The organism is Chitinophaga sp. 30R24, from assembly GCF_049056765.1.
Lineage (GTDB): Bacteria > Bacteroidota > Bacteroidia > Chitinophagales > Chitinophagaceae > Chitinophaga.
The window spans coordinates 199,955-226,030 of record NZ_JBJGXX010000004.1; the positions used below are offsets into that span (position 1 = coordinate 199,955).

23 protein-coding genes are annotated in these 26,076 nt (G+C 44.3%); 14 read left to right on the plus strand and 9 right to left on the minus strand.

Annotation, left to right across the window (positions count from 1 at the left end):
- Positions 1–173 precede the first annotated feature (173 nt).
- Complete coding sequence (gene yidC / locus ACDQ55_RS12825) at positions 174–2,027, plus strand: membrane protein insertase YidC (protein WP_420981796.1); 1,854 nt, start codon at positions 174–176, stop codon at positions 2,025–2,027.
- Positions 2,028–2,109: 82 nt separating this feature from the next.
- Positions 2,110–3,042 carry a M20/M25/M40 family metallo-hydrolase gene (locus ACDQ55_RS12830; protein WP_420981797.1) on the plus strand — a complete coding sequence of 311 codons (933 nt, stop codon included), beginning with the start codon at positions 2,110–2,112 and terminating at the stop codon, positions 3,040–3,042.
- A 1-nt stretch (position 3,043) separates the two neighbouring features.
- Here ACDQ55_RS12830 and ACDQ55_RS12835 read toward each other — a convergent pair whose 3' ends face one another.
- From ACDQ55_RS12835 to ACDQ55_RS12855, 5 genes are all read right to left on the minus strand, one after another.
- On the minus strand, positions 3,044–3,688 hold the full coding sequence (locus tag ACDQ55_RS12835; protein ID WP_420981798.1) for a SprT-like domain-containing protein: 645 nt from the start codon (positions 3,686–3,688) through the stop codon (positions 3,044–3,046).
- A 5-nt stretch (positions 3,689–3,693) separates the two neighbouring features.
- Positions 3,694–4,080 carry a hypothetical protein gene (locus tag ACDQ55_RS12840; protein ID WP_420981799.1) on the minus strand — a complete coding sequence of 129 codons (387 nt, stop codon included), beginning with the start codon at positions 4,078–4,080 and terminating at the stop codon, positions 3,694–3,696.
- Complete coding sequence (locus ACDQ55_RS12845) at positions 4,073–4,297, minus strand: AtpZ/AtpI family protein (protein ID WP_420981800.1); 225 nt, start codon at positions 4,295–4,297, stop codon at positions 4,073–4,075. The genes ACDQ55_RS12840 and ACDQ55_RS12845 overlap by 8 nt, the downstream gene beginning before the upstream one ends.
- Positions 4,266–4,718, minus strand: a complete 453-nt coding sequence (locus tag ACDQ55_RS12850) for a bactofilin family protein (RefSeq protein ID WP_420981801.1) — start codon at positions 4,716–4,718, stop codon at positions 4,266–4,268. The genes ACDQ55_RS12845 and ACDQ55_RS12850 overlap by 32 nt, the downstream gene beginning before the upstream one ends.
- A 143-nt stretch (positions 4,719–4,861) precedes the next feature.
- On the minus strand, positions 4,862–5,266 hold the full coding sequence (locus ACDQ55_RS12855) for a hypothetical protein (RefSeq protein WP_420981802.1): 405 nt from the start codon (positions 5,264–5,266) through the stop codon (positions 4,862–4,864).
- Between the two features lie 263 nt (positions 5,267–5,529).
- On the opposite strand from ACDQ55_RS12855, the gene ACDQ55_RS12860 reads away from it, so the two are divergent.
- Complete coding sequence (locus tag ACDQ55_RS12860; RefSeq protein ID WP_420981803.1) at positions 5,530–8,628, plus strand: tetratricopeptide repeat protein; 3,099 nt, start codon at positions 5,530–5,532, stop codon at positions 8,626–8,628.
- A gap of 217 nt (positions 8,629–8,845) precedes the next feature.
- Entirely contained in the window at positions 8,846–11,254 is a 2,409-nt protein-coding gene (locus ACDQ55_RS12865) for a penicillin-binding protein 1A (protein ID WP_420981804.1), read from the plus strand.
- A 79-nt stretch (positions 11,255–11,333) separates the two neighbouring features.
- Here ACDQ55_RS12865 and sucC read toward each other — a convergent pair whose 3' ends face one another.
- Positions 11,334–12,548, minus strand: coding sequence for an ADP-forming succinate--CoA ligase subunit beta (sucC, locus tag ACDQ55_RS12870; protein ID WP_420981805.1), 1,215 nt, complete (start codon positions 12,546–12,548; stop codon positions 11,334–11,336).
- A 130-nt stretch (positions 12,549–12,678) separates the two neighbouring features.
- On the opposite strand from sucC, the gene ACDQ55_RS12875 reads away from it, so the two are divergent.
- The 7 genes from ACDQ55_RS12875 (at position 12,679) to ACDQ55_RS12905 (ending at position 20,024) form a co-directional block, all read left to right on the plus strand.
- A complete protein-coding gene (locus ACDQ55_RS12875; protein ID WP_420981806.1) occupies positions 12,679–13,500 on the plus strand; it encodes a purine-nucleoside phosphorylase in 822 nt (273 codons plus the stop codon).
- A gap of 19 nt (positions 13,501–13,519) precedes the next feature.
- Positions 13,520–15,499, plus strand: coding sequence for a putative porin (locus ACDQ55_RS12880; protein ID WP_420981807.1), 1,980 nt, complete (start codon positions 13,520–13,522; stop codon positions 15,497–15,499).
- Positions 15,500–15,569: 70 nt separating this feature from the next.
- Positions 15,570–15,959: an HYC_CC_PP family protein gene (locus tag ACDQ55_RS12885; RefSeq protein ID WP_420981808.1), complete on the plus strand. Its 390-nt coding sequence runs from the start codon at positions 15,570–15,572 to the stop codon at positions 15,957–15,959.
- Positions 15,960–16,056: 97 nt separating this feature from the next.
- The gene (locus ACDQ55_RS12890; protein ID WP_420981809.1) at positions 16,057–16,602 is read left to right on the plus strand and encodes a heavy-metal-associated domain-containing protein; all 546 of its coding nucleotides are present in this window, start codon (positions 16,057–16,059) and stop codon (positions 16,600–16,602) included.
- A gap of 14 nt (positions 16,603–16,616) precedes the next feature.
- Positions 16,617–17,483 (plus strand): hypothetical protein, encoded by an 867-nt coding sequence (locus ACDQ55_RS12895; protein WP_420981810.1) that lies wholly within the window; start codon positions 16,617–16,619, stop codon positions 17,481–17,483.
- Positions 17,484–17,486: 3 nt separating this feature from the next.
- A complete protein-coding gene (locus ACDQ55_RS12900) occupies positions 17,487–18,059 on the plus strand; it encodes a helix-turn-helix domain-containing protein (protein WP_420981811.1) in 573 nt (190 codons plus the stop codon).
- 291 nt (positions 18,060–18,350) lie between these two features.
- Positions 18,351–20,024, plus strand: a complete 1,674-nt coding sequence (locus tag ACDQ55_RS12905) for a L,D-transpeptidase family protein (RefSeq protein WP_420981812.1) — start codon at positions 18,351–18,353, stop codon at positions 20,022–20,024.
- Between the two features lie 26 nt (positions 20,025–20,050).
- On the opposite strand, the gene ACDQ55_RS12910 is transcribed toward ACDQ55_RS12905, so the two are convergent.
- The 3 genes from ACDQ55_RS12910 to icd form a co-directional block, all read right to left on the minus strand.
- On the minus strand, positions 20,051–20,473 hold the full coding sequence (locus ACDQ55_RS12910) for a hypothetical protein (RefSeq protein WP_420981813.1): 423 nt from the start codon (positions 20,471–20,473) through the stop codon (positions 20,051–20,053).
- Positions 20,474–20,682: 209 nt separating this feature from the next.
- Positions 20,683–21,915, minus strand: coding sequence for an NADP-dependent isocitrate dehydrogenase (locus ACDQ55_RS12915; RefSeq protein ID WP_420981814.1), 1,233 nt, complete (start codon positions 21,913–21,915; stop codon positions 20,683–20,685).
- A 273-nt stretch (positions 21,916–22,188) separates the two neighbouring features.
- Positions 22,189–23,460 (minus strand): NADP-dependent isocitrate dehydrogenase, encoded by a 1,272-nt coding sequence (gene icd / locus ACDQ55_RS12920; RefSeq protein ID WP_420981815.1) that lies wholly within the window; start codon positions 23,458–23,460, stop codon positions 22,189–22,191.
- A 189-nt stretch (positions 23,461–23,649) separates the two neighbouring features.
- Here icd and ACDQ55_RS12925 point away from each other — a divergent pair, with 189 nt between their 5' ends.
- The 3 genes from ACDQ55_RS12925 (at position 23,650) to ACDQ55_RS12935 (ending at position 26,029) form a co-directional block, all read left to right on the plus strand.
- On the plus strand, positions 23,650–24,255 hold the full coding sequence (locus ACDQ55_RS12925; RefSeq protein WP_420981816.1) for an SGNH/GDSL hydrolase family protein: 606 nt from the start codon (positions 23,650–23,652) through the stop codon (positions 24,253–24,255).
- 141 nt (positions 24,256–24,396) lie between these two features.
- A complete protein-coding gene (locus ACDQ55_RS12930) occupies positions 24,397–25,065 on the plus strand; it encodes a flavodoxin reductase (protein ID WP_420981817.1) in 669 nt (222 codons plus the stop codon).
- A gap of 217 nt (positions 25,066–25,282) precedes the next feature.
- Complete coding sequence (locus ACDQ55_RS12935; protein ID WP_420981818.1) at positions 25,283–26,029, plus strand: LiaF transmembrane domain-containing protein; 747 nt, start codon at positions 25,283–25,285, stop codon at positions 26,027–26,029.
- The last annotated feature ends 47 nt before the right edge of the window (positions 26,030–26,076 follow it).

Consider the following 26,076-nt stretch of genomic DNA (forward strand, 5'->3'; position numbering starts at 1 on the left):
CCCAAATTTTTCTGCCTGAAGAATTAATCAAAATAGTATTGATTATCAGTGAATTACATATTTATTCGGCTTGGCTGTCATTTTAACCGCAATTAACATGGGTTTCACCTAAAAAGCATGGGCTTTTCATAAAATCCTGCTTACCTTTGCTGCCTAAATTTTAATTGCATTTCATGGATAGAAATTCGGTCATTGGGTTTTTACTGTTGGGTGTTTTGTTGATAGGATACATATTCTACAATCAGAAACAACAGGCAGGAGCCGCAAGGGAAAAAGCCAGGCAAGATTCCATCGCAGAGCTTAACAAGCCTAAAACCACTCCTCTTGTAGACACAGCAGGTTTCGCGGCTGCCGGCGGGCAGCTGGATTCAGCGCATCAGGCTTTGCTGAGCGGAGAATTTGGTGTATTTGCCGCTGCTGCAACGGGCAATGAGCAAACAACAACACTGGAAAATGATGTAGTAAAGATCACTTTCTCCAATAAAGGCGGGCAACCAGCCAGTGTACAACTCACTCAATACAAAACATACGAAGGCGAACCATTGATGTTGCAGGAAGGCTCTTTTAACCGCCTTTCCATAGAAGTGCCCGCCAGTCCGACTAAAGTGCTGAACAGTGCCGACCTGTTTTTCACCGCCGGACAACCACAGGAACTGGCTGGTGGCGTTAAAACCATCTCTTACCGCCTGGGCACCAATCAGCCCGGCGCTTTCCTGGAATTCGTTTATTCCCTAAAACCAGGCAGCTACGTGGTAGATTATACCATCCACGCCGTAGGTATGCAGGGATTGTTCCCAGGTAATCAAAATTACCTGAACCTGCAGTGGAATGCACAGGACGATAAACAGGAGCATGATATGCAAAACGAGCGCCTGAACAACCAGGTGCATTACATGTACGAACATGATAAGCATGATTACTTCACTCTCAGCCATTCCAGCCACGAAAAACTGGAGCATAAACTGAAATGGGTGAGCGTAAAACAGCAGTTCTTCAATGCTACCCTGATTGCAAAAAATGAGCTTTTCAATAATGCGGATATCAATACTAAAGTACCGGAAAGCCCTAATGTAGTTGGACAAACATTCAGCACCATTCAGATCCCGTACAACCGCGCTAATGATTTCTCTTTCCCGATAGAAATTTATTATGGTCCTAACCATTATAAAACACTGAAATCTTTCGATATCGGTTTACAGAAGATCATCCCGTTAGGTACCGGTATCTTCGCTTTTGTGAAGTATGTGAACATCTTCATCATTATTCCGGTATTTAATTTCCTGAGTGGTTTTATCCATAACTATGGTATCATCATTATATTGCTCACCATCTTTATCCGTTTGCTGATAGCTCCTTTTACCTACCAGAGCTATGTATCCCAGGCAAAGATGAAGGTGCTGAAGCCGGAAATTGATGAACTGAAAGCAAAACATGGCGATGATCAGCAAGCGTTTGGCGTAGAGCAGATGAAATTGTTTAAGAGCGCAGGGGTGAATCCACTGGGAGGATGCTTGCCGGCATTGCTGCAGTTACCTATCCTGGTAGCGATGTACAGCTTCTTCCCGTCTTCCATTGAGCTGCGTCAGGAAAGTTTTCTGTGGGCAAAGGATTTATCCACTTACGATTCTATCCTGAACCTGCCGTTCAATATTCCTTTTTATGGCAACCACGTGAGCTTGTTCACCATCCTCATGACCATTACCAGCCTTATCCTTGCCTTCTACAACCGTGGTATGGCAGATCAGAGCAATCCGGTAATGAAGTACATGCCATTCATCATGCCGATCATGCTGCTGGGTATCTTTAACCGCCTGGCCGCTGCATTAACCTTCTATTACTTCCTCTCTAACGTGATCAGTATCCTGTTGCAGTTTGTGATTCAGAAGTTTATCATTAACCATGATAAGATCCACGCACAGATCCAGGAAAACAAGAAGAAGCCGAAGTCAAAATCCAAATGGCAGGAAAAACTAGAAGAGGTCCAGAAGCGCCAGCAGGACATGCAGCAACAACAGCGTAAAAAGTAATGTTGATACAATTTGAACATTTCAAACATAAATTTTAGCAGGAGGCTTCCGGTTCCGGAAGCCTTCTCTATTTTAGCCGGATATGAATAAAAAATGGTTATTATGGCTATGCGCTGCAGGAATATACACCAGCGCATCGGCTCAAGACACAATTCCCAACGCAGGGCGTATACAGGGCATTGTAAATTACCTGGCGGCAAACAAGCTTAAAGGCCGCGGTACTGCAGAAAAAGGAGGATGGAAGGCTAGCCGCTATGTGGCCCGGCAATTCAAGAAATTGGGGTTGCAACCTGGTAACGGCAACAGTTATTTTCAGGATTTTACTTTCGACAGGAAGGAGCATACCAATATTCCCAGCCGTAATGTAATTGGGTGGCTCAACAACGGCGCCTCCCGTACGATTATTATTGGTGCCCATTACGATCACCTTGGCACTGCCGTTCTCTTTGATGGCAAGTATCCAATTGGGCAGATACATAACGGTGCAGATGACAACGCTTCCGGTGTAGCCGGTTTGCTGGAATTAGTGCGGTATTATACGCAGAACGGTGCAAAAGAGTCGTTTAATTTCCTATTTATTGCTTTTGGAGGAGAAGAATTGGGACTGCAAGGCTCAAAATATTATACTGCCCATCCGTTGATACCGCTGGACAAAACGCATTTCATGCTTAATATGGATATGATTGGCCGTTATAATCCGGAAAGGGGTATTGGCATTGGCGGCTATGGCAGTGCTGAAGAATGGCCGCTTGTTTTTAAAGAAGTGCAACAGCCGGGTATTAAATTCTTTACAGATGCTGCTGGTAAAGGAGCTTCCGATCACCATAATTTTTATGTGAATGGCGTGCCGGTGATGTTCTTTCATACCGGCGGGCATGATGATTATCATAAGCCTACCGACGATGCTCCTAAATTACAGGCAGCAGCGGAGGCCAATATTGTGCAGTTGGAAATACAATTGATCAACAGGGCAATAGCTTATCCGGTATTGCATTACGTAGGAGAAAAGCCCTAAGTTACAGGGTAGGTGGAATGCCTGGTTCTTGGATTATTTCCACTTCATATACAGGGCTGAACAAATATACCCTATGAGACGCTACCTCTTCACAGCGGTAGCGTTTTCTTATTTTTTCCCCCCGGCGGAATACCCGCCCGTCTTTGGTTTTAAACAGGCTGTGTAAAGGCACCTGCTCCACGAAGTAGTGATTTTCTTTCTGCCGGTCGTATTTTTTCAATACCCGCATCAGGTTTTCATCGGCGCAGGAGCTGGCGGCAGGGTTAGACATGCTTTGGCGTATGGCCATTTCTACATCGGGCGGCAATAGGTGCTTACCTACAAAACCATGCAGGATGTAGCTGAATTCCTGTTTCCATTCCTTGCCGTGCGAGGCCACGCGGTTAGCGTATTTATTAAAAGTGGTAAGATGTGCGATTTCATGCAGCAACGTGATCAGGAATGCATATTTGTTCAGGGACCCATTTACGCTGATGCGGTGTCCTTTGCCCAGTCCATCGGGATGCCGGTAATCGCCTAATATGCTGGCGCGTTCCCGCGTTACCGTGAGATGCACTTTATAAGTGGTCAGGTAATCCATTACCTGATCGAAGGTGCCTTCTGGCAGGAACGACGCTAAAGTATTTAAAGGCGCCTCTTTTTTCAAGCAGATTATTTTTTAGGCTTGGTTAGCCCGAAAAGACTAAGTGTTTCGAAGATAGTATACACCAGGTAAAAAGATAATAGCAGGAAGATGGTTAATTTGCTCACATCGGGCCGGTACAGGAATACGTATATGGCTACACCGATCACACATAAAAAGAGTTTACTGAGCGTAGCGCCATAAACGGCGCGGATAAACGCATTGTGGTTGGAAGAGGCAAGCCCCTGGCGGCTTATCAAGTAAGACACCAGGGAAATGATCGCCATAATCAGGTTACCTGCCAGCAGTACATTTATATGCCCGCCAAGGTCCAGTAACCTGGGTTTAAATATGATTAGCAGTCCGTTTACAATACCAAAAAGTGCAAATAGCCGTATAAAAAATCTATCACTCATGCCGTCGGGTGTCTTTTATAATTTGCCACAAAAGTATGGCTAAAGCAATTAAAGAAAAAATGATCAGGAATATAGGAAAGCGCCAGCCTATGCGCTGGTCTAATTTATATCCTGCAAAAACGCCCAAACCAAGGGTCGCCATCATCTGAAAGGCTAACCCGGCATATCGTAACAGCGGATTACGGTTATTGGGCTTCCTGGAGGACGGATTTGCCATTTTTTTGATTGTCTTTATCTGTTTTTTCTGCTTTTATTGGAGGAACTGGCTGCTCGTCCATATAGCAACGGCCATTGAACTTAGCAGTAGGTTCCATTTCAAAATGAGCGGTATATACGTCACCTTTCACCAATGCATTGCCTTTCAGGAACAACAGTTCTTCTACTCTGATGATACCGGTTACTTTACCCAGGATATCAGCGCTTTGGCATACCAGGTCACCAACAATATCTCCTTCCGGACCTACCACAATTTTAGCTTTGGTGGATACCAGGCCATTTACCTGGCCGTCTATCCGGATATCGCCTTCACATACAATATCACCCTGGATAGTAGTACCAGTGCCTATAATATTGATGGTAGAAGTTGGCAGCATCGCCACTTTGTTGTCGCCTTTAGATTTCTGACTGTTATTAAACATAGGGAGTAAGGTTTTTCAAGTTAAGTGAATGTAATATAAATAAAATATGTAATTAACTAAGTATTTATATATTTAGATATCTTATTCAAACACTCACCTGACCTGTTTGCAGGAATATTTAAATAAAAAACTAAATGTGTTGACTAATAGGTACTGTTGTCTACAGCAGGAACTTTCAACATGGTGGTATCCAGCTTGCCGGTAAAATCACCGTTAATGACTTGTTTAATGTTTTTCAAGTACACGTCGCGGGCATTGATAGCTGATTCAAGTGAATCGGCCCGCATTTTAAGGTGGATAAATTCCTTGCGCTGTTTCAGGTCGCCGTAACCAGGTATATAATAACGCAAAGGCGTAAATACCACCGTAGCTACGGTAATGGCCACCAGTAATACAAACACGGTACTGAAAGCTATATATACGCTCATTCTGGATAGCTTGAATGAGGTTACTTCTTCATAGGTATCTTCATTCATAATCACCAACCGGTACTTATGACTGAATTTTTCAAGGTTTTTTCTGTTGTTTTTGTTCCCCTTCCTGGCCATGTTTGTGATACTACTGAAAGAATTTATTCCTTTTAAGGCGGGCTAAAGTTAATCATTATTGTAAAAATGGGAACAGTGTTTTAAGGTTTATCAAATGATAACCATTTTTTTATTTGATAACCAGCGCATTAAAAAAGAGGGAAGCAGAGAAAAAAGTGTTTTATAGCTGCACTAAACGCGCATGCAATCAACTATTTTATCCTATCTTTAAAATATTTTTTCAAACTGGAAGTTATATATATAGCCTATACACCCTGGCATCCATGAATCGCAAAAAACTGCTACATAAATATCTGGGATTTATTTTATTGTCGTTCTGTCTGGGGATAACGCCGGCCGCAAAGGCGCAAGTGAAGCAACCGAAACGGCCGATGCAACCAAATTCCCAGCAACCATACACAGACACCTCGCAACAGCATAATAAACCTGTTGCCAAGCCTCTTTTTAAGCCGAAAGAGCCCCATGTACAAGACCGGCGTCCACCTGCTGAAGTAATGCTGGAAAAAAAGAAATGGACCTGGAAAAGACAGTTTTTCCAAAATATGGCTACCCGTTTTAACTACTACTTCCACGCAAAAGTTAAAATGGATAAGGTGGTGAAAGGCGCTAACCGCGATGGGCAAGACAACTATAATGTGCTATTGCCTTTTTACCCCTATAGCTTACAGAGCCAGGGCTTTAACAGGGGAGAACTGGACTCCGTGATTGATAAAACCAATATGGCCATCCAGCTGCACGATCCCAGGGGTAAATGGATAGACGATTGCTTCCTGCTCATGGGCCGCGCTTATTTCTATGAAGGCGATCTCGAAAATGCCAATAAAACATTCCAATACATCAACATTGCATTTGCTCCCAAAAAGAAATCAGAATACAAAACAGTGGTAGGATCACGGGAAAATGACCAGATCACCATTGCCACCAATGAAAAAAGGAAAGGCTTTTTAGGCCGGTTTAAACATATCAAAGCCCGTAACGACGCTTTCCTGTGGCGGGCCAGAACCCTCCTGGAGATGAAGGAGTACGATGAGGTGCAAGCGCTCCTGAACATCCTCAAAACAGACCCTACTTTTCCCCGCCGCCTGGATGGCGATCTGGCGGAAGTACGCGCTTATGGCAACTATATCCAGAAAAAATATCCTGAATCCATAGCGCCATTGCGGCTGGCCATCGAAAAGGGCCATAATAAAGTAACCCGCGCGAGGATGTCGTTCATTCTCGGGCAGTTGTATGTGCAACAGCAGCATCCCGACTCCGCACTGGAACAGTTTCGCCACGTAATCGCCATGAAACCCGATCCGATGATGGACTTCCAGGCCAGGATACAGATAGCCAAAACCAATGCGGAAACTACCGGCAATGTGGCGCAAAGTATTGCAGGCCTGCGCCGCATGCTTAAAAAAGATCGCTTCCTCCGCTATCGTGATGGCATCCTTTATACGATGGGTACCCTAGTGGCGCCCAAAGACCCGGAAGGAGCCATCGGTTATATGAAGCAATCGCTCAAAGTACCCAGTAACAACAGCATACAACGCACGCTCACCTATAAAGGGATGGCAGATATTTATTACGACCAGCGTAATTATACAGAAGCAAAAAAATATTATGATAGTACCGCTGGCATCATGACCAAAGAATTTACTGATGCCGCCCTGGTGAATACCCGTAAAGAAGTGCTCACCGAAGTAGTGGCTAAGCTAGAGCTTATACACCGGGAAGATAGTCTCCAGAAAATTGTAGCTATGTTGCCTTCCGACCGGAATATTTTCCTGACAAAAATGGTGGCTACCCTAAAAAATAACGCTGTAGAGAAGATAAAGAAGGACGCGCTGGAAACGGCCAGTTCTGCCGGTAATAACGACCCGCTGCTCAGTATGATGAACGGAGGAGGAAACACTGGCAACAAAGATGATAAAGGTGATTGGTATTTCTATAATGCTGGCAGCAAATCTGCAGGATATTCGGAGTTTAAACGCAAATGGGGCAACCGTCAGCCTGGCGATAACTGGCGCCGTAGCCAAACTGGTGTGGCTAATGCCAACAGCAGTACGCCGGTAGACATTAAAGAGGAAATGGCTAATACCATGGCTGTTAAAGACCTCCCACCGGATAGCATTACAATAGAAACCCTTGCTAAAGGCCTGCCCCTGGCTCCGGAACAGTTGGCCGCTTCCGAGAAAGCAGTCAGGGAAGCCTGGTTCGACCTGGGTAAGCTCTACCACGATAAGCTGGATAATTTTCCACTGGCCATTGAAACCTACGATTCTTTATTGATGTTGTTCCCGGATCATCCCCGGAAACCGGAAGTGTTATATTCATTATACATCTGGCATAGCAAACTGAACCATAATACAGAAGCAGACCAATATAAGAGCATGGTGCTTAACCAGTATGGAAATACCAATTTTGCAGACATTATACGCTCCGGTGGCCGTAAAGATGTGGATGATGCTAAAAAGAAGCAGATCAGCGAGGTATATGATTCGGCCTATATTGCTTTCCGGAATGGAGACTATGCCCGGGCTATGTCCTTGAAAAAAGAAGCGGATACTACTTTCGGCGTCAATTTTCTGCAATCAAAGTTCGATCTGCTGGAAGCGATGCTCATCATTAAAACGGATACACTCTTTGCCACCGATTCCCTGCAGCGCTCACGCGGAGCAGTACAGGCGGTGCTTACTAAATATGCGGCAGACCAACCTGTCCGTACCCAGGCTCAGGCGCTTATGGATGCCTTGGATCACCGGGCTGAGCTTACCGACTACCTGGCCAAGTTGGAAGCAAGTAAAAAAGATGCCAATGGCGTATTGCTAGACGAAAACATCACTATGCGCTATCCCTGGCAAAATCCGCAGCCCGTGTTGGCTGATAAGCTGAACGTTGCTCAGGCTAAGCCCCCGGTGGATTCTGTGAAAATGATCGCTGCCATGACATCACCGTTGCCTTCGCCCATTGTGCCGGTAAAGCCAATCACGCCTTATAAGGTGAAGGTGACTAACGACAATCCTTTCTTCGTAGTATTGTCTTTCCAACGTGTGTCGAAGGAGCAGATGGACGAGGGGCTGAACCAGTTTGCCCGCTATAACGCCACCAAACATGCCAACGATAAAATTGAAGTAGGCAGCTTTGTGCTCACACCAAATGATGTAATGCTCATTTTCCGGTTGTTCCCCAATGAAGATAAGGCCCTGGCTTACTTCGACGAAATCCGGGATGAGGCCGCCGCTAATATCATCCCCAGGATCAGGCCTACCGAATATAATTTCTTTGTTATTTCAAGGGATAATTTTATCCTCCTGAACAGTACTAAAGACCTGGTGGGGTACCGCAAATTCTTTGCAGATAACTACGTAACCCAGTGATATAGCGTAGGATATAAACTGCGAAGCAGACCGGAAATTCAAAATTCTAATTTTTGTAAATTTTAAATAGCTTTGTCGGTCAAACTGTTATAAACAGGCTTGTTTATTGCAGGGGGGACCTTATTGAAAAAATATATATATAGCCAACAGATAGTAATAAATTGCTATCCATTTTTATTGGTTAGCAATTTTGCCATAAAACAAATTAAATAAGCGCATGAAAAAATCGGTGAAAATATTGTGGCGGGTGGCTTTTGGTATCTTAGCATTAATTGTAATCCTTGTTTTACTAATTAATTTCCGGATAATAGGCAGCATGCCTCCTATGGAAGAACTGGAAAATCCCCGCGCAGCTTTAGCCTCAGAAGTAATTGCCGATGATGGTACCATCCTGGGGAAATACTATCAGGTAGACCGTTCCAGCAGTGATTACAATGAAATCTCACCAAATGTGATCAATGCGCTCATTGCAACCGAAGAAACCCGGTTCTATGATAATTCCGGTATTGATCCTAAGGGCACGCTGGCCATTCCCTTTTACCTGCTGATAGGTAAAAAACGTGGTTCCAGTACCATCACCCAACAGTTAGCTTTAAACCTGCAAGCAGATAACCTTGGTAAGAAAAGAGCCGATAATCCTTTTACCAGGGGCTTTCAGAAAATACAGGAATGGATCATTGCCATAAAGTTGGAAAGGAATTTCACCAAACAGGAAATCCTGACCCTCTACCTCAATACGGTAGCTTATGGAGATAACGTATATGGTATCGAAAATGGTGCCCGTACCTTTTTTAGTAAAGATGCCGGTCATTTGTCTATAGAAGAAGCTGCTGTATTGGTAGGTATGCTTAAAGGGAACACAATCTATAATCCGCGCCGTAATCCGCAAACTGCACTCAACCGCCGTAATACGGTGATCGACAATATGCAGCAGGCAGGATTTATTACTCCTGCAGAAGCAGTTAGCGCCAAGAGCAAACCGATTGTTTTACACTATAATAAAATAGACCATAATAAAGGACTAGCGCCTTATTTCCGCGAAGTATTGCGCGATGAGCTCAAAAGTTGGTGCAAAGAACATACAAAATCAGATGGCTCACCGTATAACATTTACCGTGATGGCCTGAAAATTTATACTACCATCAATCCACGGATGCAGTTATATGCAGAAGAAGCGGTAGCTAAACACCTGGCTACGCTGCAAAAATCCCTCTTTGCCCAAAACGACGTTAAAAGTGGCAGTGTATGGAAAAAATGGCCCAAATTCCTGGATCAATATACCAAGGAATCCGACCGTTATAAGGCGATGAAAGAGGATAATGCTTCCGATTCCACTATTACCAAGGTTTTCAACACGCCCACCCGCATGAAGGTATTTGGTTGGAGAAGTTCCACAGATCCAGATCTGAATGAAATAGACACGGTGATGACGCCGCTGGACTCCATTAAATATATGCGTGCTATTTTGCAGGCAGGTTTTATGGCCATGGACCCTGAAAGTGGTGAAGTAAAAGCATGGGTAGGCGGACCTGATTTCCGTTATTTTAAAAACGATCACGTTGCCAAAACCCGCAGGCAGGTTGGATCTACTTTCAAACCTTTCCTGTATTGTTTTGCCATTATGAACGGTATGTCGCCTAATACGATGTTGCCGAATGAGCCTATTAATATCAATGGCTGGACGCCGCATAACTCTGAAGGAACTACTGGTGGCACCATTACGATGGCAGGCGCCCTGGCTAAGTCGCTTAACCTGGTGGCGGCTTATCTGATTAAGCAGATAGGGGCTAAGCCCTTTGCCGATTTCGCCAAAAATAAAGTTGGCTTCAGCAGTGATATCCCGGCTTATCCGGCAATTGCGCTTGGGGCAGTGGAAATTTCATTGTATGAACTGTTGCAGGGATATACCATGTTCCCGGCCAGGGGCATCAATACTAAACCGATCTATATTACCCGCATAGAAGACAGGAATGGCAATATCCTGGAAACTTTTGCGCCGGTAAAAAGAGAGGTGATCAGTGAGAGAGAATCTTATACCATGGTGAAAATGATGGAAGGTGTGGTAGCTCCGGGTGGAACAGGCGCGCGTTTGCGTTCCCGTTATAATATCCAGGGTGAAATTGCCGGTAAAACAGGTACCACCAACGATAATACCGATGGCTGGTTTGTAGGGTACACGCCTAAATTGCTGGCTGGCGCCTGGGTAGGTTGCGAAAACAACTTTATCCATTTCAGTACAACTGCTATTGGGCAGGGTGCTAATACGGGCCTGCCCATCTGGGCTTATTTTATGCAAAAAGTATATGCCGACCCTACCCTGAAGCTGAGTACCAACGATCATTTCCCGATTCCGCCCAATATGAGTCAGGATGATATTTACTTGAATTACGATTCCAACTTAACCCCGGATGCGCAGTCAGATAATGTAGGCAATGGTTCTGCAGACGATTATGGTTCAGGAGATGATAGCAATTATGCTGATCCGGGATATGGCGAACCAGCGCCCAAACCTTCACCTGCTAAAGAAGAACAGAAGCCTCCCGTGCAAAAGCCAGTAAAGGATGATGTAAAAACGCCTGCTGCTCCTAAGGCAACCATGCCCGCTCCTCCTAAAAAGGGAGAATAAGGAGAAGGATATAACATAAAAAACGGGGAAGACGATGAGTCTTCCCCGTTTTTTATGTTATGATGATATTTTCTATACCTTATGCGCTTACTGCTTTGTTTACCAGTGCAGCTGCTTCGCTCAGGAGGATGGCAGACTGTACTTTCAGGCCGCTTTCTTCGATCAGTGCTTTTGCTTCAGCAGCATTGGTACCTTGCAAACGTACAATGATAGGCACGGTGATGTTACCAATAGATTTATAGGCGTCGATCACACCTTGAGCCACCCTGTCGCAACGTACGATACCACCAAAGATATTGATCAGGATCGCTTTTACTTTAGGATCTTTCAGGATGATGCGGAAACCTGCTTCTACAGTTTGTGCATTAGCAGTACCGCCTACGTCCAGGAAGTTAGCTGGCTCACCACCGCTCAATTTGATCATATCCATGGTAGCCATGGCCAAACCGGCGCCGTTTACCATACAGCCTACGTTACCATCCAGTTTTACGAAGTTCAGGTTAAATTTGCTGGCTTCCACTTCAGTAGGATCTTCTTCGCTGATATCACGGAGGGCTTCCAGGTCGGGATGACGCATCAGCGCATTGTCGTCCAGGTTTACCTTAGCATCTACTGCAATTATTTTATCATCGCTGGTTTTGAACAACGGGTTGATTTCCAGCATGCTGCAATCCAGTCCTACGTAAGCATTATACAGATTGGTAACGAATTTTACCATGTTTTTGAGTGCTTCACCGCTTAAACCCAGGTTGAAGGCGATGTTACGCGCCTGGAAAGGCTGCAGGGCCATATTGGGTTTTACCCATTCTTTGAATATTTTTTCAGGAGTGCTATGCGCTACTTCTTCAATGTCCATACCGCCTTCTGTGGAATACATGATCACATTTTCGGCTTTGGCGCGATCGAGCAGGATAGACAGGTAGAATTCTTTTACTGGGTTAGCGCCAGGATAGTATACATCTTGCGCTACCAGTACTTTATTTACCAGCTTACCAGCTTCACCGGTCTGAATGGTAACAAGTGTTCCACCCAGTATATTTCCAGCTATGGTTTTGATTTCTTCTGCATTTTTTCCTACTGCCACACCTCTTTGTTCCGTACCACGGATCTTACCTTTTCCGCGTCCACCCGCATGAATTTGGGCTTTAACTACGGCAAACTCATTACCAAATTGTACTTTTAGCTGCTTATACGCTTCCGCAGCCGCTTCAGGGGTATCCACAGGAATACCTTCCTGTACTGGTACATTATATTTTTTCAACAGTTCTTTAGCCTGGTACTCGTGTAAGTTCATCGGAATAAAATTTGCCGCTAAAATAGGTCATTATGATTTAAATATAAAACTGCAGTCATTTGTGAATTAAAAAATAACTTTGCGCGGGTTTATTTTTTAGACCCACCTTTTTAATTAATGTATAAAACAGATGAGTGAACTAATAGCAAAGGTCACTGCAGCGGGTGAATATATCAGCAAATATTGGCAAGAAAAGCCAGTGGCGGGTATTATACTTGGCAGTGGACTAGGTAACCTGGCCGCCGACATAGAAAATAAGATTGAGATTCCATATAGCGATATTCCTCATTTCCCGGTATCTACTGTAGAAGGGCATTCCGGCAAATTGATCCTCGGGTATATGAATGGCAAACCCGTAGTGGCCATGGCCGGACGTTTTCATTACTATGAAGGATTTTCTATGCAGCAGGTAACTTTTCCTATACGCGTAATGAAAGCCCTGGGTATACATACCTTATTCATTTCCAATGCCGCAGGTGGTATGAACCCTACTTTCCAGGTGGGTGACCTCATGGTTATCCGCGATCACATCAACCTGCAGCCAGAACATCCACTGAGGGGTAAAAATGAAGATGCGCTGGGTCCCCGCTTCCCGGATATGAGTGAACCGTATGCCAAACAACTGATTGATGCCGCCTATAAAATTGCTGCTGCTAACAATATATCTTTACACAACGGTGTGTATGTAGGTGTACAAGGTCCCACTTTCGAAACCAGGGCAGAGTACAGGTACATGCATATCATTGGTGGTGATGCAGTAGGCATGAGTACTGTTCCGGAAGTAATTGTAGCAGCACATGCCGGCTTGAAAGTATTTGCAATGAGCGTAATTACCGACATCGGTATCCGGGAGGAAGAAAATGTAATTACCCATGAGGAAGTACTGGCAGCTGCCAAAGCAGCGGAGCCTAAGCTTACGCTTATTTTCAGTGAATTAATCCGGCAACTATAAACGCTTTTGTACCTTTCGGATGAGGCAATTCTTTTTTATTTTCATAGCCCTGCTGTTAGTAGGCGGGATACAATTAAAGGCCCAGTTTAACTCGGGTCGTTTTTCCGGTATGGGTGGCGGCGGAGGCGGCAGCAGTAAAATGCAGCGCGATACCGTAAGACACCAGGAAGAATTGGATACGCTTACCATCAGGTACCGCGTACTTGGAGAACCTACCGATTACCGGATAGATTCCTCTATCTCTGACTTCCAGTTAAATTACCTGGGGGTGCCGGCTTCTTATACTAATCTGGGTAATAATGGTAGTGCAGCCTATAACATCATTTATAGCCCGCTGATGAAACCTGGCTTCGATGCCGGATTCCATTCTTTTGATGTTTATTCCAATTCACATCAGGATGCCCGTTTTTACAGCACCAGCCGTCCGTATACCGAGATGAAATACCTGGTGGGCAGTAAACAAGAACAGGTGATCGGGATATCGCATACCCAAAACCGCACAGAAAGGTTCAATTTCGCTATAGATTACCACAAGATCAACTCGCCCGGTTACTTCCGGACCCAGAATACGAACCACGATTTTTACCGGCTTACCTCCCGTTACCAGAGTAAAAACAAACGTGCCAATACCTTCCTGAGCTTATATTTTAATAAAATCAACGGAGGGGAAAACGGCGGTATCAGGAACGATTCTTTTTTGACCATACCCGGGTACGAACAACGTAAGACCATCCCGGTAAACCTGGGCAATAATACTCCCCAGGCTTATACGTTTTTGGGTAGTGGCAACCTGCCGGTAAAATCCAACTACCGGGAAACCGGACTGCTGATACAGCAACAGTACGACTGGGGGCGTGGCGATACCATTCACGTAAACGACACTACGGAGTACTATAAATATGATCCGGTGTTCCGGGTACAGTATACGTTCAACTATGAGAACGACAGTTATCAATTCATCGACAGCGATCCGGATACGTCTTTCTACTCCCGCCACTATAATTTCCTGCCAGGAGACACTGTGAATGCAAAGCATACGTGGAAAATGATTACCAACGACTTATCGTTGATACAGTTCCCGATAAGAGGCAACCTGGGGCATTTTATTAACCTGGGCGCCCGGTTCGAAAGTATACAAGGTACCTTCCTGGATGCCGACATTAACTTTACCAACCTGGCTGTACATGGAGAATACCGGAACAAAACCAGGAATCAAAAATGGGATTTCGCTGCCAGAGGAGAGTTTTATGTAATGGGGCAAAATATCGGCGATTATGGAATTTATGGCATGTTAAAACGGCATATCAACGACTTGCTGGGAGATGTGCGCCTGTCTGTTAATAATGTGAACCGCGAACCTTCTTACGTATATAAGTATTTCAATAGCAACCGCGATGCTTGGTATAATACTTCCCTGGCTAAGCAAAATACTACGCAATTGCAGTTTGCTACCGATAACCAAAAGTTGAAATACACGTTGGCGGTCAATTATTTCCTGTTCACCAACTATACGTATTTTAAAGATTACTATCACAGTGAGCAGGATAACTCCTTATTTAATCTCTTGCAGATAATGTTCAGCAAGAAGTTTACGCTCAATTCATTCGCCTGGTATTTCGACCTGGCTTTCCAGCAGCTACACGGCAACGCACCATTAAATGTGCCTACCGTGTGGACCCGCAACCGGTTTGCATTTGAGAAAACGTTGTATACGCACCTGCATCTCATGACAGGTATAGAGCTTCGTTATAACACGGGGTATTTTGCAGATGACTATTCCCCGCTCACAGGACAATTTGTTTACCAGCATACCACCAAAATCAGTAATCCTTTACCCGATATTACTGCTTTTGCCAATTTTAGGATTAAGTCTTTCTCCGCCTACATACGGGCAGAAAACCTGAATACCTTTCTGGCGAATAACAACTTTGCCGCACCCTTATACCCCTATAATAACTTCCAGTTCCGACTGGGGATAAGATGGTGGTTTATTAACTAACAGCTACCGGCTATTAGCTACTGATTGTAGTAACTAATAGCCGGTAGTTTTTGTATCTTTGCTTTTCATCATGAAACGGTTTTTTGCCATATTATTTGCTGTATTGTATATCACGCTTACCAGCGGGGTAGCAGTAAACGTGCACTATTGCATGGGTAAGCTGGCATCCGTAGAGTGGCAGGATACTCCAGCCGACCATTGCCAGAAATGCGGTAAGCCTGCAAAGGGCATGGATTGCTGTAAAGATGAATTCAAGTTTTGTAAGGTAACGGAATCGCACCAGGCTGCAAAAGTGTTACAGCAAGGTTTTAACCCTGGCGTAGATTTACAGTTGCCGGTACGTATACTCAACATCCCTGCAGCATTTACCCAACAGCTGATCGCCGGAGTTTATCCGCATGATCCGCCGGAACCGGCTACCACTCCCATCTTCCTCAAAAACTGCATTTTCCGGATCTGATATTGAAATAATATAATATAATATAATAGACTGCTCCATTTACCCGGAGCTGTGCTGCTACGGCTGTAATTATTTCATTTATTTATTTAATCAGATCATGAAAACTATCTCCATTATATTGCTTGCATTGGGTATCGCTTTTGGCGCCCAAGCCCAATTTAAAAAAGCCAGTGTATATGCCAGCGGCCTTACCTGCGCGATGTGCTCCAAAGCTACTTTCGAAGCGCTTGCCTCGCTGCCGTTTGTGGATAAAATAGATACCGACCTAGACAACACTACTTTTGTGCTCTCTTTTAAAAGTGACGTTCCTGTTAGCATTGATGCCATTAAGCAAAAAGTGGAAGATGCTGGTTTCTCTATCGGTAAGTTGGTAATGACCGGTGATTTTAACGGTGTAAAGGTGCAACAGGATGCCCATGTATCTTTTGGCGGCAGTACCCTGCATTTTATGGACGTAAAAGAACAGGTATTATCCGGCGAGAAGAATATTACCGTTATCGACAAGGATTTTGTTTCTGCCAAACAGTTCAAAAAATTCAGTACTGAAACCAGCATGCCTTGCTACAAAACCGGCATGATGGGCGATTGCTGCAAGCCCGAAGGTAGGCCCGCTTCCAGGAGAATTTATCACGTTACCATTTAATAGCGTGAAAGCACATGAAGAGTATAATAACAATGATGGTGATCTTCCTCACCATGGCTACCAGCGCAATTGCACAGGAATTATATGTGAATACAGAGCCTGCCAGCAATATGCCGGCCAATTCACTGGGTATCAGACTTACCAATAAGTTTTTTAACATGCAGCATTCCGGCGATAATGGAATGCGGTTTGAACCTGAAATCATGTGGGGTGTTAACAAAAGGTTGATGCTACACCTTACCGGATATGCTTCTGATATGATGCAGCCCTCTGTAAGGGCAGAAGGGGGCAGCGTATACGCTAAATACCGTTTTTTATCGCTCGATCAACAGCATGCGCATTTCCGGATGGCTGCCTATGTAAAAGGATCTGTGATAGATAATCCATATTACCCCGTAATGCCTGAAGGCGCCCCCGTAAAACGGCCTTATAACAATAAGGAACTAGACCTGGAAGGTGTTACCTCTGGCGTAAATGGTGGCATTGTGGCTACACAGTTACTGCATAAACTAGCATTATCGGCTACGCTGGGATATATCCGTTATATGAATAATGTGAGTAATAATATTCCGGACGATTTCTCCAGAAATGCCGTAAATTATAGCCTGTCTGCAGGATATTTGCTATTGCCCGTTAAGTACCGGAGTTTTCAGCAAACCAACTTGAACCTATACGTGGAGCTGTTGGGTAAAACCAATACAGATGCGATAGGAAAGGGCACTTACCTGGACATTGCGCCTGCTGTGCAGTTGATCTTCAATAGTACCACCAGGTTGGATTTATCTTATCGTACTCAGCTGACAGGTGATATGGACCGGAACACTTTTAATACATTTATAATCAGGGTGGAGCATAATATTTTTAATATCAAAAAAAGATAGTCGATGGCAACCACAGATCTGTTTATAAAAAATATGGTTTGTCCGCGCTGTGTGAAGGTGGTTACCGCTACGGTAGCTGCGCAACGGCTAGAGATCAAGGATATCCAGCTGGGTAAAGTAACCCTAGCCGGCACCGTTACCCCGCAGCAGTTGCAGGCGCTGTCGACGGCCTTGCAACAGGAAGGATTTTTACTTATTGATGATAAAAAACAGCAACTGGTTGCCGGAATAAAGAGTATCATTGTGCAGGCAGTACATCATTCCGATCTGGATGAAATGAAAGAAAATTTCTCGACGTTGTTGGCAGGGAAGTTGCAAAAGGATTATCATTATTTGAGTAATCTTTTTTCTGAAGCAGAAGGCACCACCATCGAGCAATATATCATCCTGCAAAAAATAGAACGGGTAAAAGAGCTGCTGGTATACAACGAATTGAGTTTGAGTGAGATCAGTTATAAGCTTGGGTACAGCAGCGTAGCGCATCTCTCAGCCCAGTTCAAAAAGGTGACCGGCCTTACTCCCAGTAAGTTTAAACAATTGAAGGTACCTGTGCGTATACCTATAGATAAGTTATAATATACCACTGCCGGAATAAAAGATAGTTGTTTTAGTTTTAGTTTAAAAAGAGGCTGCTGCACATCGTAGCCTCTTTTTTCAAAAAGAAATGAACATGAAAAAAATATTAACAGGTATATTAAAAGTGATCCAGTCCTTATTCATGAAAAAGGATTGCTGCAAATAAACCGCCATTGCGCGATGCCAGCTGCTAATAGTGTAATCTCTACTATATTAATTGATGGTGAAAGCGGAAAGGCCAATCGTTAGCGGTTGTTTTTTTCTTATCTTTACCTAAGCGATTTACTGCAGATGAAAAATAAGTTTTTTATTATTAGTTTGTTATGCGGATCAGGAATATGCTTATTGTTAGCCTGTGTCAATAAAAAGAAGCATACCGCCCCAAAACAAAAACAGATTGTAGCCAACATTAAACAACTGGATGAAGTTATTTCAGAAAGTATTCAGGAAAGGTTATCGGCGTTAAAAGACAATGAAGGAGAGCTGGAAGATAGCTTACCTGCTTTCAGGCCAAGTGCTATTCAATCTTTTTACGGAAGTGGACAACCTACAGGACATTGGTCGAAGAATGGTATAGCTAGTGCTTCGGTAGACTCTATGCTGTACATGATCCAGCATGCCGACGATGTGGGGCTTGTTTCCTCCCAATACCATGGCGCTGCACTTACAGCGGCACTTTACCAGATTGCTCATGACGTTAATGCTAAGCAAGATGCGGCCTTGTGGGCAAAAGTAGACGTGCTGATGACCGATGCTTTTATGCGGATGTCATCGGATTTGCGTTTTGGTGTAGCCCCACGCGATAGCATTACTTTGAAAAGAGATTCGTTGTTTACAGATGAACAATTGTTCCAGCAATTACAGCAAGCCCTGGAAACGCAAAATGTGATAGGCTTACTGCATGAGCAGGAACCTGTGCATTCGGGTTATGTGGCTTTGAAGGCGGGCATACAATCTTTTAAAGGGCATTATGCCAGCTACCATTGGGATTCGTTACCGCTTAATTATACAGATACAGTAGCGTTCCGGCAGCTGGTAGTTAACCGGTTGGTGCAAAGCGGTCATCTGGATACTGTTGGCAAAATTATCGACACTTCCTTGCTGAAAACTGGTGTAAAAGCTTTCCAGAAAGAGTTTAATATTTATCCTGATGGCGTAGCCGGTAAAAGAACAGTGATGGCCTTGAACCGCTCTATGCACGATTGGGTAATGCAGGCGGCTGTAAACCTCGACCGGTGGCGTAAATTGCCTGATACATTGCCGGAACAGTATATCATGGTAAACTTGCCAGGATATGTGTTGCGGGTAGTAGACAGCGGAGATGTAAAGATGGAATCCCGCGTAATTGTGGGCGCCCCACATACCCGTACGCCGTTATTGAATTCCTATATGACCAATTTTATGATGTACCCTTACTGGCGGGTGCCTTACAGTATTGTATTCAAGGAAATGTTGCCGGCGATTAAAAAGAATGTTGGTTACCTGGCGCAAAAGAACCTGGAAGTGATCGATAAAAATGGTAATACCGTAGATCCGCACACGATAGATTGGGCTAAACTCAGCAAAGGGTATTTTCCCTATGTATTGCGGCAAATGGATGGTTTGGATAATTCACTGGGTATTATGAAATTCAATTTCAGGAATAAGTACAGTGTGTATTTGCATGATACCAATAACCGCGGGTTATTTAAAAATTCCATGCGTGCGATGAGCCATGGTTGTGTGCGGGTACAGCAATGGGATAGCCTGGCAGCGTTTCTGGTGCGGGCCGATTCTATAGGGCACCGGAGCGATAGTATCCGGGCATGGTTAGCCAGGGAAGAAAAAAGACAGGTCGACTTGCCTAAACACGTACCTATTTACCTGCGTTATTTTACCGCAGAAGGGCAAAATGGCAACCTGGTTTTTTATGATGATATTTATGGAGAAGACCAGGTGTTGAGGAAAAAAATGAAGATCGATTAATCGTATCAACAAGAATGTCATCCCTCTTAGTTGCAGGTGGTGTAGGGATCAGCACACTGTGATTCCGGAGGGAGCCATCCGAGATATTTCTTTCCCTTTTGTAAAAGCGAAATTTTTACCCACTTGGATTTGCATGCAGAAACAACCACTAGTTCGTTGGTCCAATCGGAGATTATACTTTTTTGGGACTTTTTATTCGGTTCATCATAAATGGCAATGTTTCCAGTATAGGATGCTAGGTACGTACCTATAACATTGGATTTTTTTATCCATCCTTTGAATGTAGTGCCGGCAATGGAATATATAACAGACACATTAAACAAGCTGTCGCTATCTTCCGTGACCTCGAAAACTATAAAATCCTCATCCTTGATATTGTGTTTTAGATACCTTATAAGATTACCTGTTTTATCGTATAACCCTATTTTCCCTTTAAAGAATGGATTCATGATAAGGCTGCAGTCACAGGTATTGCGGGTTTGGGCTTTCGAATGAAAAAACAAAAGTTGAAAGCAGAAAATCAGACATATAACTTGGAGCGGTTTCATTTTAATCTTCTTTTTTAATTAATCTGGGACGGGACACACTATAAATATAAAGGGGCGTCTCAATTATTTTTGAGACGCCCCTTTATATTTATATACTTACCAGATAAATATTACTGAGCGAGTTTTGCTTTCAGTGCAGTATCCAGTGCATCCAGGAATTCTTCTGTATACAGGTAGTGGGTACCATGTTCTACTTTATTACCGTGGATACAAACAGCCAGGTCTTTTGTCATTTTACCACTTTCAACGGTTTCGATACAAACCTGTTCCAGTGCCTGACAGAAGTTGATGAGTGCCTGGTTATTGTCCAGTTTACCACGGAATTCCAAACCGCGGGTCCATGCGAAGATAGAAGCGATTGGGTTGGTGGAAGTTGGTTTACCAGCTTGGTGGTCGCGGTAGTGGCGGGTTACGGTACCGTGTGCTGCTTCTGCTTCCATTGTTTTACCATCAGGGGTAATGAGGGTAGAAGTCATCAGGCCAAGAGAGCCAAAACCTTGTGCTACGGTATCAGATTGTACATCGCCATCGTAGTTTTTACAAGCCCAAACGAAGTTACCATGCCATTTCAGGGCGCTGGCCACCATGTCATCGATCAGGCGATGTTCGTAGGTTAAGCCATTTTTATCGAATTCAGCTTTGAATTCATTTTGGTAAATATCTTCGAAGATATCTTTGAAACGGCCATCATATTTTTTCAGGATGGTGTTTTTGGTGCTCAGGTACAGCGGCCATTTTTTCATCAATGCCTGGTTGAAACAGGCGCGTGCAAAGCCTTTGATGGATTCGTCGGTGTTGTACATAGCCAGGGCTACGCCATCGCCTTGGAAGTTGTATACTTCGTGTTCGATTACTTCGCCGTTTTCACCTTCAAATTTGATGGTGAGTTTACCCTTTCCTTTTGTAACGAAATCGGTAGCGCGGTATTGGTCGCCAAAAGCATGGCGGCCGATGCAGATAGGCGCTGTCCAGTTAGGTACCAGGCGGGGTACATTCTTCATCACGATGGGTTCACGGAATACGGTACCATCCAGGATATTACGGATAGTGCCGTTAGGTGATTTCCACATCTGTTTCAGGTTGAATTCTTTTACACGTGCTTCATCTGGTGTAATGGTAGCACACTTGATACCAACGCCAACCTCTCTGATCGCATTTGCTGCATCGATAGTTACCTGGTCGTTGGTAGCGTCGCGATGCTCCATGCCCAGATCATAGTATTTAATATCAACATCCAGGTATGGAAGTATCAGTTTGTTTTTGATGAATGTCCAGATGATACGTGTCATCTCATCACCGTCCAGTTCTACTACCGGATTAGCAACTTTAATTTTTTCTGCCATTTCGGGTTTTTTAAAAAAATTGATTAAAAGCTATTCACAACAATTATTCAAGCAAGTCCCTTGCGGGATAATCCCGAAAAATACGAATAGCTACGATAAAAACAATGTGATTAAATGATTATTTAATGTGATCAGTGTGATTTGTTTGATTGTGCTGATGTTTTTTGCTAAAAAAAGCGAAGATTGAAAGTAGTCATGTACACTTCAATCTTCGCTAAATTTATTGTAATTATTGATTTCCGGGTTTACTTTTTCACCCCCCATCAAAAAAAATTACATAGACATTTGCTTAATCACTTCGTCTGCAAATTCGCTGGTTTTAACCAGGGTGGCATCGTCCATCAGGTTGTAGAAGTCGATGGTAACGCGTTTGCGCATGATAGCCGTGCTGAGGCCATGTACAATAATATTGGCGGCTTCTTTCCAGCCCATATATTCCAGCATCATTACGCCGCTCAGGATCACAGAGGAAGGGTTCATGGTATTGGTGTTGGCAAAGCGGGGGGCAGTGCCATGGGTGGCTTCAAATACTGCGTAACCGGTTTGATAGTTGATATTGGCGCCAGGGGCAATACCAATACCACCTACTGCAGCCGCTAAGGCGTCTGAGATATAATCGCCGTTCAGGTTCAGCGTAGCCACTACATCGTAATCTTGCGGTGCCAGCAGGATCTGTTGGAGGAAGTTATCTGCAATCACATCTTTGATCAGCAGTTTACCTTGAGCCTGGGCAACTTTCAGTTCTTTATTGGCTTCTTCTTCGCCCAGGTCTTTCTTGGTTTTTTCCCAATGTTCCCAGGTGTATACTTTATCCCCAAATTCTTTTTCTGCCAGGGCATAGCCCCAGTTTTTGAAACCGCCTTCGGTGAATTTCATGATATTACCCTTGTGAACGAGGGTAACAGAAGGACGTTTGTGTTCCAGTGCATAGAGAACGGCCGCACGTACCAGTCTTTCTGTACCTTCAATAGATACTGGTTTAATACCCAGGGAGGAGGTTTCCGGGAAGCGGATCTTGTTAACGCCCATTTCATTTTGGAGGAAATCAAGCAGTTTTTTCGCTTCTGGCGTACCTGTCATGTATTCTATGCCGGCATAGATATCTTCCGTGTTCTCACGGAAAATGACCATGTCAACTTTCTCCGGATGTTTCACTGGAGAGGGAACTTTGTTGAACCAACGTACAGGCCTTACACAAGCGTAGAGGTCCAGTTCCTGGCGCATTGCCACATTCAGGGAACGGATACCGCCACCTACCGGAGTAGAAAGGGGGCCTTTAATAGACACCAGGTATTCCTTTAGTGCGTCCAGCGTTTCCTTAGGCAGCCATTCTCCTGTTTGTTGGAAGGCTTTCTCGCCTGCCAATACTTCTTTCCATTCAATTTTCCGATCACCACCATAGGCTTTCTCTACAGCTGCGTCGAATACACGAACACTCGCTTTCCAGATATCCGGACCTATTCCGTCGCCTTCTATAAATGGGATGATGGGTTGTGCAGGGACCTGTAACAGGCCATTGTTCATCGTAATTTTTTCTGCCGGCATAAAACGGTTTCTTTATGCGTTACGTAATTGTTGTAATCGGGTGCAAAGGTAACGCTTTTCAGCTTAATGGCCGGCGATGTTCTTGTGTTTATTATGAATCATCCGCCTGTATATAACTTTTTGCTTATGTTAGGATTAATGTTATTTTGCTCTTCATTTTTTTGCAGCAACAAAATCTCAGACAGCAGCATGATGCCTATTACATACCTCGCCCTGGGCGATAGTTATACCATTGGTGAACAGGTGCCAGACCACGAACGTTTTCCAGTACAAACCGTTGCTTTGCTCCGGCAGGAAGGCTATACAATGGCAGATCCCAGAATTATTGCTACCACCGGATGGACAACAGACGAACTGGAAGCAGGCATTGCGGCTGCTCATATCGGCCAAACTTATGATATCGTTACCTTGCTCATAGGCGTTAATAACCAATACAGAGGCCGCTCCGTAACGGAATACCGTGAGGAGTTCGCTGCCCTGCTGAAAAAAGCCATCGCTTTTGCCGGCAACCGGCCTGGGCACGTAGTGGTGCTTTCTATCCCCGACTGGGGCGTTACGCCCTTTGCTGCCGATCGCGACCAACAGCAGATCTCCCGTGAAATAGATGTTTATAATGCGGCTAATAAAGCTATTGCCGGCGATATGCAGGTACCTTACCTGTATATCACCCATTTTACCAGGGAGGCACCTCAAGATCCGGAGTTGGTAGCTCCAGATGGCTTACATCCTTCCGGTAAAGATTATCACCGTTGGGCCCTGGCCCTGGCGCCACTGTTAGCACAGGCGCTGAAGTAAGGTTAGTTAAGCATGGCGCCGCTAATATCATCTTGCTTTAACGGAAAAAATGCTCTTCCCAGGAGGGGATAACGGACGGTGAAATGGCTTTTGCAGGGAGTGAAAAATTACCCTACATTCATAGGAAGAAAACCTAAACCAATGGAAAGCCATATCGTAAAAATTCTGGCCGTAACCCCCATTACGCACAATGTGCGGCAATTTACTGTGGAAAAGCCTGCAGGATACAGTTTTGTACCCGGACAGGCAACAGAAGTTTCCGTTAATAAGCCAGGATGGGAAGAAGAAAGGCGCCCCTTTACCTTCACCGGGCTGAATTCCTGGCATGAGCTGGAGTTTACTATCAAAGTTTACGATGACCGCCATAGCGTAACCCATGAACTGGGGCAGCTGAAAGCCGGCGATGAGTTGGTATTGCATGATGTGTGGGGAACCATTCGATACAAAGGGGAAGGTACCTTTATTGCCGGCGGCGCCGGCGTAACCCCGTTTATTGCCATTTTCCGTGAATTGCAACACACCGGGCAGCTAGGCAAGAACCAGTTGATCTGCTCTAATAAAACTCTGGGAGATATTATTCTGAAAGATGAATTTACCACTATGCTGGGTAAACGTTTTATTAACACGCTTACTGCCCAGGAAGTGTATGGCTACGACCACCATACAATTGATGAAGGGTATCTGAAAGAAAAAATCACCGATTTCAACCAGCAGTTCTACCTCTGTGGTCCCGATCCTATGGTACAACAGCTCAAGGGCATATTGGTAAAATTGGCTGGCGACGAAGCCCTGATAACCCTGGAAATATGAAATAGCTTTCCTGCCAGAGCTGGAAGCCAGGCTCGTTTATTTTGGTAAAAACGCTTCCCAGTCCTGTTTTACCGTTACTAATTATTAGGGGCTAGCCGCCGGTCGCTTTTTCGCCGGTCATTTCCTGCTGTTTACCGGTAACCCCTCTTTTTTGGCCTAAACGCTGTTTTAAAAGCTATGCTGCCTTGCTACATTTGTATCACAAATATTAAAACAAATGAAAAACGAGGATATAGACATCTCAAAAAGAAAAAAGAAGGGGCAGAGAACGGGTGGCACTATCCTGATTATAATAGGTGTATTCCTTTTATTACAACGGTTGGACCTTGATATTCCGCACTGGATGTATTCCTGGCAGATGCTGCCTATAGGTATTGGTGTAGCGCTGGGGGCTAGGAACAACTTTAAAGCCGGAGGCTGGATGATACCAGTACTGATAGGAAGCATTTTTCTGGTAGCAGACGTTTTCCGATGGTCTTATGATACTTCACGCTTTATATGGCCGGTCGTGATGATCATAGTTGGGTTAATGATCATTTTAAAAAAGAATTATGCAGGAGAGGGATGGAACGACTATAAAAAAAATGAATTCCTGGCCGATATAGAATCTTCCGATGCGGAAGATAGCATTAATGCTACTGCCATTTTCGGCAGTGTGAATAAAGTAGTGATGTCTAAAAATTTCAAAGGCGGTGAGGTAACGGCTATATTTGGCGGTACTGTGCTGAACTTTATGAAAGCCGATATTCAAAAAACAGCGGTGTTGGATGTTAGTGCTATTATGGGAGGCTGTGAAATTATAGTGCCGTCCAACTGGAAAGTGCAAGTGGATGTTACCTGCATTCTCGGCGGGGTGGAAGATAAGCGGTACATGGAGTTGTTAACAACAACAGCAACAGAAAAGCTGCTTATATTGAAAGGGTCCTGTATTCTGGGTGGGGTAGAAATTAAAAGCTATGCCTAACCAGTAGCCATCATCTCTCTATTTTCTTTCTCCAACTTCTTAAATTT

What these genes read in the sequence shown, in the direction of transcription:
- ACDQ55_RS12900 (WP_420981811.1), top strand. Translation starts at nt 17,487, where the DNA reads ATGGCAACCACAGATCTGTTTATAAAAAATATGGTTTGTCCGCGCTGT.
- ACDQ55_RS12890 (WP_420981809.1), top strand. Translation starts at nt 16,057, where the DNA reads ATGAAAACTATCTCCATTATATTGCTTGCATTGGGTATCGCTTTTGGC.
- ACDQ55_RS12925 (WP_420981816.1), top strand. Translation starts at nt 23,650, where the DNA reads ATGATGCCTATTACATACCTCGCCCTGGGCGATAGTTATACCATTGGT.
- ACDQ55_RS12915 (WP_420981814.1), bottom strand. Translation starts at nt 21,915, where the DNA reads ATGGCAGAAAAAATTAAAGTTGCTAATCCGGTAGTAGAACTGGACGGT.
- ACDQ55_RS12865 (WP_420981804.1), top strand. Translation starts at nt 8,846, where the DNA reads ATGAAAAAATCGGTGAAAATATTGTGGCGGGTGGCTTTTGGTATCTTA.
- ACDQ55_RS12905 (WP_420981812.1), top strand. Translation starts at nt 18,351, where the DNA reads ATGAAAAATAAGTTTTTTATTATTAGTTTGTTATGCGGATCAGGAATA.
- ACDQ55_RS12850 (WP_420981801.1), bottom strand. Translation starts at nt 4,718, where the DNA reads ATGTTTAATAACAGTCAGAAATCTAAAGGCGACAACAAAGTGGCGATG.
- ACDQ55_RS12840 (WP_420981799.1), bottom strand. Translation starts at nt 4,080, where the DNA reads ATGAGTGATAGATTTTTTATACGGCTATTTGCACTTTTTGGTATTGTA.
- ACDQ55_RS12880 (WP_420981807.1), top strand. Translation starts at nt 13,520, where the DNA reads ATGAGGCAATTCTTTTTTATTTTCATAGCCCTGCTGTTAGTAGGCGGG.
- ACDQ55_RS12860 (WP_420981803.1), top strand. Translation starts at nt 5,530, where the DNA reads ATGAATCGCAAAAAACTGCTACATAAATATCTGGGATTTATTTTATTG.
- icd (WP_420981815.1), bottom strand. Translation starts at nt 23,460, where the DNA reads ATGCCGGCAGAAAAAATTACGATGAACAATGGCCTGTTACAGGTCCCT.
- ACDQ55_RS12855 (WP_420981802.1), bottom strand. Translation starts at nt 5,266, where the DNA reads ATGGCCAGGAAGGGGAACAAAAACAACAGAAAAAACCTTGAAAAATTC.
- ACDQ55_RS12930 (WP_420981817.1), top strand. Translation starts at nt 24,397, where the DNA reads ATGGAAAGCCATATCGTAAAAATTCTGGCCGTAACCCCCATTACGCAC.
- ACDQ55_RS12830 (WP_420981797.1), top strand. Translation starts at nt 2,110, where the DNA reads ATGAATAAAAAATGGTTATTATGGCTATGCGCTGCAGGAATATACACC.
- ACDQ55_RS12885 (WP_420981808.1), top strand. Translation starts at nt 15,570, where the DNA reads ATGAAACGGTTTTTTGCCATATTATTTGCTGTATTGTATATCACGCTT.
- ACDQ55_RS12910 (WP_420981813.1), bottom strand. Translation starts at nt 20,473, where the DNA reads ATGAATCCATTCTTTAAAGGGAAAATAGGGTTATACGATAAAACAGGT.
- yidC (WP_420981796.1), top strand. Translation starts at nt 174, where the DNA reads ATGGATAGAAATTCGGTCATTGGGTTTTTACTGTTGGGTGTTTTGTTG.
- ACDQ55_RS12845 (WP_420981800.1), bottom strand. Translation starts at nt 4,297, where the DNA reads ATGGCAAATCCGTCCTCCAGGAAGCCCAATAACCGTAATCCGCTGTTA.
- ACDQ55_RS12875 (WP_420981806.1), top strand. Translation starts at nt 12,679, where the DNA reads ATGAGTGAACTAATAGCAAAGGTCACTGCAGCGGGTGAATATATCAGC.
- ACDQ55_RS12895 (WP_420981810.1), top strand. Translation starts at nt 16,617, where the DNA reads ATGAAGAGTATAATAACAATGATGGTGATCTTCCTCACCATGGCTACC.
- ACDQ55_RS12935 (WP_420981818.1), top strand. Translation starts at nt 25,283, where the DNA reads ATGAAAAACGAGGATATAGACATCTCAAAAAGAAAAAAGAAGGGGCAG.
- sucC (WP_420981805.1), bottom strand. Translation starts at nt 12,548, where the DNA reads ATGAACTTACACGAGTACCAGGCTAAAGAACTGTTGAAAAAATATAAT.